Annotated in this window: 17 protein-coding genes; all 17 read right to left on the bottom strand. The window is 37.4% G+C overall.

What is annotated here, in order from left to right; all coding sequences use genetic code 11:
- The 17 genes from AADJ06_RS13695 to AADJ06_RS13615 all read right to left on the bottom strand — a co-directional run bounded on the left by AADJ06_RS13695 (position 1) and on the right by AADJ06_RS13615 (position 13,638).
- The gene (locus AADJ06_RS13695) at positions 1 to 1,167 is read right to left on the bottom strand and encodes a DUF2062 domain-containing protein (RefSeq protein WP_341227034.1); all 1,167 of its coding nucleotides are present in this window, start codon (positions 1,165 to 1,167) and stop codon (positions 1 to 3) included.
- On the bottom strand, positions 1,164 to 1,529 hold the full coding sequence (locus AADJ06_RS13690; RefSeq protein ID WP_341227033.1) for a 3-hydroxyacyl-ACP dehydratase: 366 nt from the start codon (positions 1,527 to 1,529) through the stop codon (positions 1,164 to 1,166). The genes AADJ06_RS13695 and AADJ06_RS13690 overlap by 4 nt, the downstream gene beginning before the upstream one ends.
- Positions 1,530 to 2,156 carry a hypothetical protein gene (locus AADJ06_RS13685; protein WP_341227032.1) on the bottom strand — a complete coding sequence of 209 codons (627 nt, stop codon included), beginning with the start codon at positions 2,154 to 2,156 and terminating at the stop codon, positions 1,530 to 1,532.
- Positions 2,137 to 2,781: an outer membrane lipoprotein carrier protein LolA gene (locus tag AADJ06_RS13680; RefSeq protein ID WP_341227031.1), complete on the bottom strand. Its 645-nt coding sequence runs from the start codon at positions 2,779 to 2,781 to the stop codon at positions 2,137 to 2,139. Before AADJ06_RS13680 ends, AADJ06_RS13685 begins: the two co-directional genes overlap by 20 nt.
- Positions 2,765 to 3,493: a polysaccharide deacetylase family protein gene (locus AADJ06_RS13675; protein ID WP_341227030.1), complete on the bottom strand. Its 729-nt coding sequence runs from the start codon at positions 3,491 to 3,493 to the stop codon at positions 2,765 to 2,767. The genes AADJ06_RS13680 and AADJ06_RS13675 overlap by 17 nt, the downstream gene beginning before the upstream one ends.
- A 53-nt stretch (positions 3,494 to 3,546) precedes the next feature.
- The gene (locus AADJ06_RS13670) at positions 3,547 to 4,602 is read right to left on the bottom strand and encodes a beta-ketoacyl synthase chain length factor (protein WP_341227029.1); all 1,056 of its coding nucleotides are present in this window, start codon (positions 4,600 to 4,602) and stop codon (positions 3,547 to 3,549) included.
- Positions 4,603 to 5,802: a beta-ketoacyl-[acyl-carrier-protein] synthase family protein gene (locus AADJ06_RS13665; protein WP_341227028.1), complete on the bottom strand. Its 1,200-nt coding sequence runs from the start codon at positions 5,800 to 5,802 to the stop codon at positions 4,603 to 4,605.
- Position 5,803: 1 nt separating this feature from the next.
- Complete coding sequence (locus AADJ06_RS13660) at positions 5,804 to 6,064, bottom strand: phosphopantetheine-binding protein (RefSeq protein WP_341227027.1); 261 nt, start codon at positions 6,062 to 6,064, stop codon at positions 5,804 to 5,806.
- 28 nt (positions 6,065 to 6,092) lie between these two features.
- Positions 6,093 to 6,662, bottom strand: a complete 570-nt coding sequence (locus tag AADJ06_RS13655) for a 3-oxoacyl-ACP synthase (RefSeq protein WP_341227026.1) — start codon at positions 6,660 to 6,662, stop codon at positions 6,093 to 6,095.
- Complete coding sequence (locus AADJ06_RS13650; RefSeq protein WP_341227025.1) at positions 6,655 to 7,782, bottom strand: beta-ketoacyl synthase N-terminal-like domain-containing protein; 1,128 nt, start codon at positions 7,780 to 7,782, stop codon at positions 6,655 to 6,657. The genes AADJ06_RS13655 and AADJ06_RS13650 overlap by 8 nt, the downstream gene beginning before the upstream one ends.
- Complete coding sequence (locus AADJ06_RS13645; protein WP_341227024.1) at positions 7,779 to 8,195, bottom strand: acyl-CoA thioesterase; 417 nt, start codon at positions 8,193 to 8,195, stop codon at positions 7,779 to 7,781. Before AADJ06_RS13645 ends, AADJ06_RS13650 begins: the two co-directional genes overlap by 4 nt.
- Positions 8,192 to 8,665, bottom strand: coding sequence for a 3-hydroxyacyl-ACP dehydratase (locus AADJ06_RS13640; protein WP_341227023.1), 474 nt, complete (start codon positions 8,663 to 8,665; stop codon positions 8,192 to 8,194). The genes AADJ06_RS13645 and AADJ06_RS13640 overlap by 4 nt, the downstream gene beginning before the upstream one ends.
- Positions 8,650 to 9,540 (bottom strand): lipid A biosynthesis acyltransferase, encoded by an 891-nt coding sequence (locus AADJ06_RS13635; RefSeq protein ID WP_341227022.1) that lies wholly within the window; start codon positions 9,538 to 9,540, stop codon positions 8,650 to 8,652. Before AADJ06_RS13635 ends, AADJ06_RS13640 begins: the two co-directional genes overlap by 16 nt.
- Positions 9,541 to 9,546: 6 nt before the next feature.
- Positions 9,547 to 9,804, bottom strand: coding sequence for an acyl carrier protein (locus tag AADJ06_RS13630; protein ID WP_341227021.1), 258 nt, complete (start codon positions 9,802 to 9,804; stop codon positions 9,547 to 9,549).
- Between the two features lie 2 nt (positions 9,805 to 9,806).
- Positions 9,807 to 11,036, bottom strand: coding sequence for a beta-ketoacyl-[acyl-carrier-protein] synthase family protein (locus tag AADJ06_RS13625; RefSeq protein ID WP_341227020.1), 1,230 nt, complete (start codon positions 11,034 to 11,036; stop codon positions 9,807 to 9,809).
- 320 nt (positions 11,037 to 11,356) lie between these two features.
- Positions 11,357 to 12,100, bottom strand: a complete 744-nt coding sequence (fabG, locus tag AADJ06_RS13620) for a 3-oxoacyl-ACP reductase FabG (RefSeq protein WP_341227019.1) — start codon at positions 12,098 to 12,100, stop codon at positions 11,357 to 11,359.
- Positions 12,097 to 13,638 (bottom strand): aromatic amino acid ammonia-lyase, encoded by a 1,542-nt coding sequence (locus tag AADJ06_RS13615; RefSeq protein WP_341227018.1) that lies wholly within the window; start codon positions 13,636 to 13,638, stop codon positions 12,097 to 12,099. Before AADJ06_RS13615 ends, fabG begins: the two co-directional genes overlap by 4 nt.
- Positions 13,639 to 13,749: the final 111 nt, after the last annotated feature.

Below are 13,749 nucleotides of genomic sequence, written 5' to 3'. Positions count from 1 at the left end.
TTAAAACTTACCTGACCTACTTACTTTAACGGCAACAAAAGTAACTAGCCCGAACAAAATTGCCATGAAAGTAGCGAACACAAAACTACCAAGTATATACGCTGGCAGTTGTTCCTTAACTACGTCCAAACTTAACTCATCTGGAAATATGGAAGTTTTTTGATTCAGTAAAATCTGACCAGTCTTCAAACTCCCATATAGTATCAGTGGAATAAAAGGCGGGAAACTTATATTGGCCGCAATAATGACGATGGCCTTATTAAGCTTCAATAAATGCGATAGAAAAATGGCAGTCATGAGCTGATAACCCCAAATAGGAATTATACCCATAAAAACGCCAAAAGCGACACTTAGTCCTTTCATAGATGCCGATTCTTCTTTATTCAAGAGACTTTCCTGGATAAATTTACTTATAGTTTCCTTGTTCAGTTTTTTAAAGAAACGAACAGGGATGTACCACAGAAAAGCCAGCGTAACCAAATAAGTGTTCAAAACACTGATGCGAAAGAAGTCTTTAAAAGGACGAAAATGCGAAACACGTTCATCTCCTTTGGCATAAAAAACTTTAATAGGCACAGGTAAAACTGGAACATTCTTCCATGCCATTTTTACCATGATTTCTATTTCAAACTCGTATTTTGTAGTGAAAAGCTTCATACCTTCTAGTTCTTTCAGCGGGTATAACCTAAAGCCCGATTGCGTGTCTGGTAGGTCAATGCCCGTTTCTAGCTTAAACCAGAAGTTTGAGAATTTATTACCAAAGGTATTTTTCTGCGGCATATTCTCTTGCTGCAGGTTTCTCGCTCCTATCAGCATAGCTCCAGGATTTTCTTCAATAGCTTGCAAAAAAACAGGAATATCATCGGCGAAATGCTGCCCATCAGAATCAATAGAAATGGCATAGGTAAAACCTCTTTCTTTCGCCCTTAAAAGTCCAGTTTTCAGGGCATGTCCTTTGCCTTTATTCTTGTTATATGAGATAACTTCTATCCCTGAAAGCTCTTTAAGAATTTCATCTGTGCTGTCTGTAGAGCCATCATTAATGACAATTATATCATTGGCGTAAGCAGAAACATCTTTAATAACTTCCGCCAGTGTTTTCTCATTATTATAGGTAGGAATTAGTACACAACAGCCCAGTTCCTCCATTTTCAATGCAACACTCACTTAACCGTATAGCTACTTTTTGTTGAGAAAAATTTGGTCTCCCCTGCTTTTAAAGTTCCACTTGCTTTTAGGATACCATCAGCTGCTTCGGAATATTTAAACTCAAAAGTCAAATCAGGGTTTTCTAGCGGATTCAAAACCGAAATAAACTTCATATTGACATCTTTAATCAATTGTAATTTGGACCCTGCCAAAACCTCCAGTATCTCTTTAAACATCTGAACTTGGCATACACCAGGCACCACAGGCATATCAGGAAAATGTCCTTTGTAAATATCGTGATTAGGGTTTAAGCTAATCTCAACTACATTAGTTTCTCCTTTTTTTATACGCCTAATCTGAAAAAAACTATCTAAAAGCATTTATGATTTCTGTAAATTCGTCAAGTCAATTTTTAATCGGAATCCGTAATGTTGGATAGAAATATTTTGGGGAAAATCGTCTTCATAATTATTCAATGTAAAAACAATCTTCTTTTTGTTCCTTTCGGCATGTTCTATCCTAGAAAGGTTTTCACCTTGATAGTAATAGGTACTACCTACATCAAAAGGATATTTATAGACCAAAAGCCCCGATTTATCATTGAAAACTTCAGCAGCATTTTTATCTAAACCATTCACTAGAAGAATCTGAAGATCCTTTTTGATGGTGTCCATGAATAGTGGTTTATCAAACTGAGGGATGCTGTAGTGTACGATGCTTTCTTTTTGATTAATCTCAAAGTCGAAGAGCTTCATGCCCATTTCTGTGGTAAAAATCACACGATAAGTGCCCAGTTGCGTTTGCTTCGTAACTAACAGCCCACTAAACTTTTTGGTGTAAACCTGAATATTGGCTTTGAAAAGGTAAGAATTAAACCTATCCTCAAAAATTGGTTTCAAACTCCTTTCGCCAACATTTTCCGTTGGAATTAAGCTTTTATACTGACCTTGATGACAGCCAGTAAGCATAATTAAAAGTAGACCAATACTAAATCTTAAATTTAGCATCTGAAATAACAACGTTATTTTTTCTGTTTAGGAATTTGATATTGGTATAATCTCCCCCTGGTTCTGTCATACGCACATTTTCTATTTCAAAGTCAGTTTTATTCACCGTCATTTGAATAGATTTCAGAAACTTCTGGGTGGTGACATTTGCTGGTAGCAACTCTATCAAAAACGATTTTGAGCTCACAAAATATTTAACTTTATAGTCAGGATTTTCAAAGAGATTACCATTTACCACACTCATCATCATATCATTAATCCCCTTAAACATCTTGTTAGAATTGACATTATAACGACTTACTTTTCCGTCATTTTTGATGTACATTTTTCCACTAGTAAGCACTATCACATATTCAAATGGCGAAGTATATTCCCAGCGAAGTTCGTTTGGTTTTTTGAAGAAAAAGCTACCCTTGCTCTCTATCTTTTCAGATAAAACACTCAAGTATTTTTCTTGAAAAAAATCGCTTTCAGTGGTATTAATCTTCTGATTTTCTTCTATCAAACTCTTTTTCAAAGAGCTGGGGTCTTTTAAAATACTAAAGCCTTTAGGCGTTTGGGCAAAAGCCCCAAATCCTAAAAGAATAAAAAAATGAATAAGGTATATTTTAATTTTTCTTGACATATGCTTTTTCAGCCAACATTTTATCCAAAGGTACGATTTCGACATTTTGATTCTTGCAATAAATCAAGATGTTTTCTAAAACCGTGTTTGTTTTCAAGAACGTATCATGAAGCAATATTATTTCTCCTCCTTTAATTTGGCTAGTCACTCGTTCAGTGATTTTATCGGCAGAATCATCCGTGGTATCTAAAGAGCGAATACTCCAGCCGATGGTTTTAAAACCAAGCTTACTTACCGCCTGAGCTATTCTAGGCGAGGTTACACCAAAAGGAGGTCTAAAAAACATCGGGTTCTTTCCTGTGATTCCTTCTATTAAAAGGTTGGTATGTTTTAACTCGTCTTTAACAATTTTGACCGACTTAAAAGCAAAGGTATTAGCATGAGAGAAACTGTGGTTTCCAATCAAATGACCATCTGATTCAATGCTTTTTACTACCCTTGGGTTTTCAGGAATATTTTTACCAATCAAAAAGAAGGTGGCTTTTACACCATGTTTCTTTAAGGTATCTAATATCTTGGGAGTAAACTCTGCATGAGGTCCATCATCAAAAGTTAGAGCAATCTGTTTTTTAGATTTATCACCATGACAAAGCGTTTTTATGAAAAACTGGGAGTTAATATTGGCAGAGCCATAAGCCACCATTGCCCCAAATAAAAAAAGCGGTAAAACCGCCCAGACCCATGATATCCCAGTATAAAAATGTAAAGCCATTAAGATGCCTGTCAATAGTATAAAGATGACTCGATAGAATTTAAAACCCAGACTTAGCATTTCTCTAAGAGCATCAAACTATAATTCTCGTTTCTATAACCGTTAAAAATCAATACTCTATTGAGTTGGCTTGGTTTAATTTCACTTGTCAAAACATAATCTGGGACAGACTGCTTTTTGATAATATTAGCAGTCAAATACATCGCAAAACTAGCACTGGTTGCATATTCGCCCGACAGATGTTTAAAATAGCCACTCGACTGATTTTGGAAAACCTCCAATTTCATTTCCTCAAAAACAGAATCAAATCTAACATCACCGCTAGTTCCGTAAAGCACTAAATCTATTTTAGAACTATCAATTCCTTTTGCAACAAGAAAAGCTTCTATCCATGCTTTAATTTCAGATGAATTTGACGGCTTATAAAGCATATCAAGTCCAACTATCTTGGCATAGCTTTGAGCTTCTTTTGTTTTTGACAGACTAAAAAATGACGCTCCCTCTCCAGCATAAGAACCTATAGACTTAGATTGAAGAATATCCTCCCCCTCTTCCTTTTTCCAATATTCTAATCGCTCATAAAGTTTATGAAAACCTTTGGTGATTTCGTCATGACCTCCTACTAGCACATTTTCGCTTCCTTCTTCTAATTTCATCAATCCATCCAGTACAGCATTCTCAAAAGAAAAAGCTCGCTGAACGTACGTGAAATTATAGTTTTTACAACCTAAAAGCAGGGCTATTTGGGCACCTAGCGTATTATGAGTTGACTGTATAAATGCTGTTGGCGTTAATAATTGTTCGTCATTATCAATTATCGCATTCAAAAACTTCTCGGTGTCTTCTAAACAGCCCATGGCCGTTCCCGTAAGAATGGCATCTGGTATTTCGACTTCGCTTTCTTTCAAAGCCGTCAAAGCTGCCGTTACCCCCATTTTTACCATGCGAGACATTCGCCTGGCCTTCCCTGGATTAATATAGTTTTTATAAACTGGCTCCTGGCTTTTAACCTCTGATGAATTCACCAAAACTGGTAAAGCATCTAGCTGCAATCCATCAAGAGAATCTTGCGGCGAAATAGCACCAATACCATTTATAAATGCTTCCACTTAAACTTTTGAAAATAATAAGGAGGTCGTGTTTCCTCCAAAACCAAATGAATTAGACAACACAAAATTAATTGACTGATTTTTCAGCAAAGTTAGGTTTGGCTTAAAAGCCAATTCCGACATCGGCGTGCTGAAATTAAGATTCGGGAATATTAGCCCGTTTTTAATAGCCAACACTGAAAATACAGCTTCAATACCTCCACATGCACCTAAAGTGTGTCCAGTGAAGACTTTGGTGGAACTTATTGGCGGTACCTTACTTCCAAAAACCCGTTCGATAGCGGTGCCTTCGCTTAGGTCATTTACCGATGTTCCTGTACCGTGGGCATTGATATAACTCACTTCCGAAGGTTTCACATTTGCCAGTTTCAGTGTTTCTGAAATGGCTAAGTAAGCCCCCTCTCCTGTTGGCGAAGATGCCGTTTGATGATAGGCGTCGTTCGTGTTGGCATAGCCTACCAGTTCCGCCAATCTTTCTTTTCCTTCTGATGCTTTTTCAGATTCTAAAACCACAAAACCAGCACCTTCTCCTAAATTTAAGCCTTTCCTATTGTCATCAAATGGTTTACAAAGTGACTCGTCCAAAATCATGAGCGTATTGAAACCGTTCATGGTAAATTTGGAAAGAGCATCTGTTCCTCCTGCCACAACTCTATCTAGAAGGCCATTTTTGATAAGCCTTGCTCCTAAAAGAATAGCATTTGAAGAGGATGAACATGCCGTACTAATCGTATTTAAATAGGCCTTTATGCCCAAACTGTCGGCTATCTTTTCTGTACTATAAGCTCCTTCGTGGGATTCTATTTCTGACAGAAAATCACCTGATTTAGATTCATCAAGGTAGTCCGTCCAATTCTGTTCCGTGGTACTCATACCACCCACGCTGGTAGCTGAAATAAGACCAGTTTTAAATTCAGAAATGTCAGTAATTTGGGCATTTTTGACAGCTTCTTTCGCCGCTATTATGCCCAATAAGTCTGTTCTAGAATGAGGAATATTGGCAGGAACTCCAGCTAATGTTTTAAGCTCATTCGTGGTTAACTTTACTTCCCCCACTGGCAAATGAGCTAGCCTAGTTTTAATATTTTGTAAAGTTCCAATACCTGTTTTCCTAGCTAATAAACTAGCCAAAGAACTAGGCACATCTCCGCCAATGGCAGAAATGGCACCCAAACCAGTAATAAAAACCCTTTTTGACACCCTAAGAGTTGACTGCGTTTTCTTCTATGTATTTCGCCATCACATTGATAGACTCAAAAATGGCTCTGCCATCTTCAGGATTCACAATCTTAATTCCGTAATTCCTCTCCAATAAAACTATCAACTCCAAGGCATCAATAGAATCAAGGCCCAAACCATCACCAAAAAGAGGTGCATCGTCCTCTATTTCGTCAGGAGTCATGTCTTCCAGATTTAGTGCTTCTATAATTTGAAGCTTAAGGTTTACTTTTAAATCGCTCATATTATCGTTTTAAACTATCTTTTTAAGCTTACTTTTCATTAATGAAAAGCACCGCTTTGTAATTATTCTCAAAAATCTCCACCCAACCCGTTATGACACATTCTGCCTCTTGATTATCTAAAAGACCGTGAGCATAATCTGTCATGAAAGCAGCGTCATATTCCTCAAAAATAAAGAAACTTTGTTCGCCAGTAAATTTATATCTGATGGCTATTTCTCCAAGAAGGATGTTTGCCAAGGTATATACAAAAACAGCCGGACTCGGAAAGTATTCCTCTTTATTTGAGATAGATACCTGATGCTTTGTATCTGTGCTTAAAGATGATGAACTATTCGACAGCAAAATGGCCACATCTTCCTGTTTATACTTTTCGTGAACTGGATTTTCTCGGAAAAGATACTCCGCCGCCAAAATGCCTAGTTTGCACAGCTCATCCATCTTATAAAACTTGGGATAAGCCAGATCCAAATCTTTATAAATCTCTTTTAGAAAAATCCCGTTTTCTTGACTGTCGTCAAATTCGAAAACAGTTTTACCGTTAAGGCTTACTGTTCCTTTTTCAATAACAAGCTCCGCAGTTTTCTGGTAATCAGTCATGCTTTCTAAATATGATAGAGGCATTAGAACCACCAAAACCTGCACCTAATTTAATGCAAGTTTTCAATTCCTTTGAAACCGTTTTGCTAATAATATTTATGGCTTGCGAAACGCCATTTTCTTCATGTCCTTTTGTCGCTATCAAAGTATTTTCTTCCATGCTATGGAAGGTAATAATAGACTCTAAAATGCCTGCAGCACCTAAAGTATGCCCGAAATAACTCTTTAGGCTATTCATAGGTACATTGGAAAGTCCAGCCCTAGATACAGCAAAGGACTCCATCTCATCGTTAAAAGGTGTGGCTGTACCATGGCCAGAAATATAATCAATTTCGGAAGCAGTAAGGTTTGACATCTTTAGTGCTTTCTCTATACTTAGAAGTAAACCTTCCCCTGTTCTTGATGGTCCTGAAATATGGTTAGCATCATTGGTAGAGCTACCTCCCAAAACTTCTATTTCGTTCTTTTCCTTAGTCAAAACGATGGTAGCACAGGCTTCCCCGATATTTATGCCGTCCCTGTTTTTATCATAGGGCTTACAAATGCCCTGGCTTAAAGCCTTAAAAGACTGAAAACCGGAAACTATGAAAGGAGAAAGAATATCAATGCCAACTATAACGGCTTGGTCGTACTTTTCAGCGTCTAAAAGTCGCTTAGCTAAATTAATAGCTACCACACCCGAAACACAGGCGTTTGAAACCACTAAAGTTTTGTTCGGGTTCTTAAAGTATGTTGAAAGTAAATCACCTGTATTCCAGAGGAACTTCTTTTCAGATGGAAATAATTTCGCTTCCTCAGGGTCAAGTAAATCTACATTCCCTTTGGTGGTGGAAAGTATAATAATGGTTCGTTCACTTTCAATATTGATGCTCGCATCCTGACTCAGTGCATCTTTTATGGATAGTATCAGAAGCTGTTCTAGAAAAGTATAATCCTCAGAAGGACCGAAGTTCTTATAAACCTCCTCCCTATTTATTTTTGAACCATAAAAGGCTTCTTCATAAACTTTGTCATCCACTAAAGCTACGCCAGATTTGCCTTGGCATATAGCCTTGAAGTTTGCTTTGCTAGTGAATCCCAAGGGTGAAATAATATTTTTTGCTGCTACGTAAACGCTCAAACCAAACCATGTTTAGTTTTCCAGGCCTCAAAAAACGGAGGATTGGTGATATGAAGCTGACCGTCCGTAGTCATAAAAACCTGCGTACTACTTCCTGTAGCCACTATTTCTTCCGTACCCGTTTTGAAAATCTTAAAATCAAAAACAATTTTGGCCGCAGGCGTCGGTTTAAAAGTTGTTTCTATTCGGACGGTATCTCCATAAGCCACCGTTTTTTTAAAGTCCACATTTAGTTTTACAATGGGCGTAGCAAAACCATGCTTATAAACTTGTAAATAACCCAAACCATGCTCGGCTCCAAAGGCCTCGCGACCATCCTCAAAAAACTTGACATAATGCCCGTGCCATACTATTCCTAGAGAATCTACCTCACTAAATCTTACCCTTACCTCTGTCTTATTAACTAGGCTCATTCCTCTTTTAAAAATATTTTCATCTCACAGGAAGCTATGCACTTATCCTTTAAGAAGACTTTCCCCTCAATAATATTGACACCAAAGACCACATTAACTATCTCTACATGAGTCAGTAAGTTTTCATTGACCGCTGGTAATTCTTCAATACTAAGTTTTTTGATTCCTCCAATAAAACCAATCGGAGGTTTGACATTATCGCCAGACTTATTCTTTTCTGAAACGATGTAGCCCACTCTTAAAGCGGCCGTTTGGGCAATATTTTCTATCAAACCGGGCTCTGTGAAAAAACCATTTTCTACAAAAATATTATCTGTTTTGATGTGAAAACCCGAGACCGTTTTAGTTTCATCGTTGTACCAAAGACTATCCACCATCTCAATAGGCGGTTTCTGAGGAATAAGTTTTGACACTTGTTCTCCGGATAGAATAGGTTCGCTTGGCAAGAAATTAATTATTGTTGTTTCCAAAATGGATAGTAATTAAACCACTGTGTAGGATACTTTTTCACCATCTTTTCTAACTCTACTACATATTCTCCTAAAAGTGTATGAAGTATGGCATCTGGCTTTCTTTCTCTTTTTACTTCTATTGGTTTTGAAGCATAAAAATGATAATGGCTATCTGTCTCTTTCATACTGAAAGCGTAGGTTACTGGTACACCAAACTTCGCTGCTAAATAGAATGGTCCTTCAGGAAAATAAGCATCCAGACCCATAAATGGTGTATTCAATGTAGGAGCACCCTCTCTAAACCTATCGCCGTGAAGTACTAAAAGCTCATTATTCTTAAAGGCATTATTAAGGGCTATTATATGCCCCATCTCACCATCTTTTATAGGAATAATGTTGATGTTTTTGTTTTTCTGAACTCCATCTAGATAGTTCTTAATATTGGCATGCTCATTTTCATACATCAGTACATTGAACTTGGTATCAAGCCGATTGAGCAGCTGCCCTGCTATTTCCCAATTTCCTACATGAGCACTTATTAAAATTCCTCCTTTGCCTCCAGCTACAATGGCATCAAGATTTTCAATACCGTCGTGGTCAATGGTGAAATTGGTTTTAACACCAGAAAGAAGGGCTACTTTGTCAAGCAGTGTTTGACCAAAAACATAATAGTTTTGGTACATGCTAGAAAGCGACTTAAGCTTCCCAAACTTTAACACTTTATGGAAGTAGAAATAGCTACTCTTATTTGATTTCCATGCAAAAAGGAAATAATAAAGAGCTACAAAACGTAAGATAAAATAGGCAAATCCAAGGCCTACATTATTCAGTACGAATACAAAAATCTTGATTCCGAAAAGGTTGGCGTTAGTTTTACCTTTCCATTGACTCATGCTTTTTTAGGCGGCTGCTTTTTCAGCCACTTTAGACTGAGCGTAAGCGTAGAAATCTTTAAAAGTAACGATGTTCGTAAAGTCTTCTGGTACCACCTTAAAACCAAAAGCATCTTCAATAACCACTACCAAATCTACGTAGTCTAAACTGTCTAAATCTAAGGTTTCTTTCAAGTTCGCATCTGGCTGAATAGCGTCTTCATCTACTTCAAATTCCTCCACTAAAAACCCATTAATTTTAACAATTATCTCCTTTTCGGTCATTTTTACTCTTGGTCTATTTTCTTAATAATCAAGGAAGAATTAGTTCCTCCAAAGCCAAAACTATTGGACAAAAACAAATCTATGTTTCTTTCTGTGGTTTTGGTAACAATATTTAATTTTTCTGATGCTTCATCAGGGTTTTCAAAATTGATATTAGGAGCAATGAAATTGTTTTTCATCATCAAAATAGAATAAACTATCTCGCTGGCTCCAGCCATCCAGCATTCATGGCCAGTCATAGACTTTGTAGAACTTACTGGTGTATTATGCTCCGCAAAAACGGTAGCAATTGCCTCAGCTTCAGCAAAATCTCCACCCGTGGTAGAGGTAGCATGAGCGTTTATATAATCAATTTTTTCAGCAGGAACGCCTGCATCCTTTAATGCCATTTCTAAAGAACGAACTTGCCCTTCTACATTAGAGTTAGAAATATGTTGCCCATTTGAAGAGAAGCCATATCCTATCACTTCTGCCAAAATAGGAGCACCTCTTTTTACTGCACTATCATAATCTTCTAGAATCAATGTAGCTGCTCCGCCGCTTGGTACTAAACCATCGCGGTCTTTGTCAAAAGGTCTTGAGGCTTTAGTAGGCTCATCTTCTCTAATAGAAAAGGCACTTAAACCATCAAAACTCCCAAAAGCATAAAGATTAACCTCCTGTGCTCCACCACACACAATATGTTTTTGCAGCCCCCATTTAATCATTAAATAAGCAAGGCCTATAGAATGTGAACCACTTGCACAAGCTGCACTAATGGTAAAATTGATACCTTTTAGTTTAAAAATGGTGGAAAGATTCATAGTCACCGTACAGTTCATCGACTGAAAGATTGACCCAGAACCTACAAGCGTAGTATCCTTTTTCTCTCTGATAATATCTACAGCCTCAGTAACAGCTTTGGCAGAACTATCATTTCCATATAGAATTCCGACCTCGTTTTGGTCAAGAAAGTCCATGTCCATCTTTGCATTTTCAAGAGCCTCTACCGTAGCCATGTAGGCATATTCAGCTTCTTCTGAAAGTCCTTTTCTGGCTCTTCTGTCTAGTTTCCCTTTGAGTTCTGGCTTTTTGACTACACCAGTAAGAGCAGAGCGAAAACCCCAGTCTTTTCTTTCTTGGTCAAAGCCAATTCCAGATTTTCCTGCAAAAAGAGATTCTTTGACCTCCTCTATATTAGTTCCTAGGCAAGACCAGGCTCCTATTCCTGTAATGACTACTCTATTATTCATGAAGCTTGAAGATGAAATACTTGTGCAAATTTATGAATTTAAAACTATTGCTTTCTGCGTAATTAGATGACATTGAGAAATGCTTAATAAAACTGATAATCTTTTACTTCGCTTAAAGAAACCAACTCTTTTTCTCGGCTCGCTTTCCAGCGGGGAATTCATTTTTTTTAGAAAAAAAACGAACCAAAAAAAACAACACCCTGTAAACTCACACAATCAAAATTCTATTAAATAACTCGATAAATTTAAATATTAAAAATAAGAATTTCGACCTTGCTCAAACAGTACAGGGCGATATAAGGAATTCATTTGCTTTTTTTTCAGCTATACAAACCTCCATTGATAGATAATACTTGACCAGTGATATAAGAGGCTTTTGGTGACGCTAAGAAACAGACGGCATCTGCCACTTCTTCGGCCGTTCCGAACCTATTTAAGGGGATTAACTTTTTATAATCCTTCTCGTCAATATCCTCTGTCATGTCGGTTTTGATAAAACCTGGGGCTACGGAGTTTACGGTAATCCCTCTCCTTCCTACCTCTTGAGAAAGGGCTTTGGCAGCAGCTATCATACCTCCTTTGGCGGCAGAGTAATTGGTTTGACCTGGCATTCCTTTAATACCAGAAAGCGAAACCACATTCACTATTCTGCCATATCTATTAAGATGCATTCCTTTCAAAACTAACCTAGTGACATTATAAAAACCACCCATTCCTATATTAAGTACTGAGTCCCACTCTTCACGTGTCATAAACATCATGAGTTGATCTTTTCGGATACCGGCATTATTGATTAAAACCTCAATGCGTTTGTCCTTATTATCTTCTATCCAAGTTTCTAAAACCTTATTGACATCTTCCTGATTAGAAACATCAAACTTCATTAACTCACCATCGCTTCCTTTGGCTCTTATTAGCTCCAATGTTTCTTTGGCGGCAGCTTCATTTGATTGAAAATTTATTAAAACGTAATAACCCATCTCCGCCAGCTGAACGCTTACTGCTCTGCCTATTCCTCTGGAGGCACCTGTTACTAAGGCATATTTTTGTTTTACTTCCGTCATATAATGGCTGGATTATTTACCTGCACAAATGTTTCTATCTTGCTTAATCTCTCGTGTAAAGTACTGTCTTCAATAAACTTAGGCACCAAACTTCTCATTTCACTAAATACCTTTTTAGAAGTACTAGAAAGTTTCTCTTCTATTTTTAATGCATCCACTGCTTGAGCTATAGACAGTAACTCAATAGAAAGTACCTGCAGGGTATTATTAATGACCTTGTTACATATCAAAGCCGAATTAGTACCCATACTTACCACATCTTGATTGTCATTATTACAAGAGATGCTGTGAACGTACATTGGGTTGGCCAGTGTTTGATTTTCGGCTGTGGTAGATGTAGCGGTAAACTGAGCTGCCTGCATTCCTAAATTTAAGCCAAGCTTCCCAAGGTTTACAAAAGGAGGTAAAATACCATTCAAATTAGCGTTAAACAGAAAGTTCAATTGCCTTTCTGCCAAAACGCTAAGTTTGCTCAAAGCAATTTTAAGCTTGTCCATTTCCAGAGAAACGTAGTCACCATGGAAATTACCACCATGCCAGATATTTTCGTTCTCTTTATCAATTATCGGGTTGTCATTGACAGAGTTTGCCTCGTTTTCCAAAACCGTTTTGGCGTAGCTGATTGTATCCTGAATCGGTCCTAAAATTTGAGGAATACATCTTATGGAATAATACTCCTGTACTTTATCCTTTAAAACGTCTTGCTTGGTTATTTCTTTATTGAAAAGGTGTTCTTCTCTCTTTCTAATCAGTTCACTACTTTCAAGGCTCTTTTCCATGGCAGCTGCTATAGCTTGCTGACCTATATGTCCTTTCACAGCGTTTAATTCTTTGGAATAATGGTCGCTATATGACTCTACCATTTCTATAATCATCATGGAAGATGCTAAACTCCAATTTAAGGCTCTATTTGCCAAAATCAGATTCAACATTCCTATGCCAGTCATAACCGAAGTTCCATTAATCAAGGCAAGGCCCTCTCTCAGGTGAACAAAAATAGGCTTTAAGCCTAGCTCATCAAAGACCTCCTTAGTTGGTTTGTAAACTCCTTTATATTTTACCTCACCCTCTCCTATCAAGTTAAGAGCCAAGTGAGCCAACTGCACTAAATCTCCACTAGCCCCTACTCCGCCGTGCTCAAAAATCTGAGGATAAACATCATTATTGATGAGGTCTTTAAGTAAAATTACCACTTCAGGATGAATGCCAGAATAGCCTTGAATTAAAGAGTTTAGCCTGCATATCATGGCGGCTTTGACTTTCAAATCGTCCAGCGGCTTGCCCATGCCTGCACAGTGGCTTCTGATAAGGTTATACTGTAATTCTAATAAATTGTCTTCGTCTACTTTGTATTGAGCCATCGGCCCAAAACCAGTATTGATTCCATAGATGAGTTTGTCTTTTGAAAAGCCTTTCAAAAACTCAAAGCTTTCTTTGACTTTGACTAAGGCATTTTGGTCTAATTCTACCTTCTCATTTTTAAATAAAACCGCTTCAAAATCATCTAAAGAAAGCTTTCTAAAACCTATTTTAATCATGTGTTATTTTAACAAATTGGCACAGCTTCGCCCGGTCAGTCACAGTATATTTTTTGACTTACGTATAAAGTGCGAATCTAAATAAAAACTAAAGTATCGCATTAACAAATT

Source organism: uncultured Arcticibacterium sp. (assembly GCF_964021845.1).
GTDB lineage: Bacteria > Bacteroidota > Bacteroidia > Cytophagales > Spirosomataceae > Arcticibacterium.
This window is presented reverse-complemented; position numbering and strand designations above follow the sequence as displayed.

Bases quoted from the DNA above. Each gene is read 5' to 3' on its own strand.
- AADJ06_RS13655 (WP_341227026.1), bottom strand. From the start codon at position 6,662: ATGACTGATTACCAGAAAACTGCGGAGCTTGTTATTGAAAAAGGAACA.
- AADJ06_RS13625 (WP_341227020.1), bottom strand. From the start codon at position 11,036: ATGAATAATAGAGTAGTCATTACAGGAATAGGAGCCTGGTCTTGCCTA.
- fabG (WP_341227019.1), bottom strand. From the start codon at position 12,100: ATGACGGAAGTAAAACAAAAATATGCCTTAGTAACAGGTGCCTCCAGA.
- AADJ06_RS13660 (WP_341227027.1), bottom strand. From the start codon at position 6,064: ATGAGCGATTTAAAAGTAAACCTTAAGCTTCAAATTATAGAAGCACTA.
- AADJ06_RS13690 (WP_341227033.1), bottom strand. From the start codon at position 1,529: ATGCTTTTAGATAGTTTTTTTCAGATTAGGCGTATAAAAAAAGGAGAA.
- AADJ06_RS13615 (WP_341227018.1), bottom strand. From the start codon at position 13,638: ATGATTAAAATAGGTTTTAGAAAGCTTTCTTTAGATGATTTTGAAGCG.
- AADJ06_RS13645 (WP_341227024.1), bottom strand. From the start codon at position 8,195: ATGAGCCTAGTTAATAAGACAGAGGTAAGGGTAAGATTTAGTGAGGTA.
- AADJ06_RS13635 (WP_341227022.1), bottom strand. From the start codon at position 9,540: ATGAGTCAATGGAAAGGTAAAACTAACGCCAACCTTTTCGGAATCAAG.
- AADJ06_RS13680 (WP_341227031.1), bottom strand. From the start codon at position 2,781: ATGTCAAGAAAAATTAAAATATACCTTATTCATTTTTTTATTCTTTTA.
- AADJ06_RS13685 (WP_341227032.1), bottom strand. From the start codon at position 2,156: ATGCTAAATTTAAGATTTAGTATTGGTCTACTTTTAATTATGCTTACT.
- AADJ06_RS13675 (WP_341227030.1), bottom strand. From the start codon at position 3,493: ATGGCTTTACATTTTTATACTGGGATATCATGGGTCTGGGCGGTTTTA.
- AADJ06_RS13630 (WP_341227021.1), bottom strand. From the start codon at position 9,804: ATGACCGAAAAGGAGATAATTGTTAAAATTAATGGGTTTTTAGTGGAG.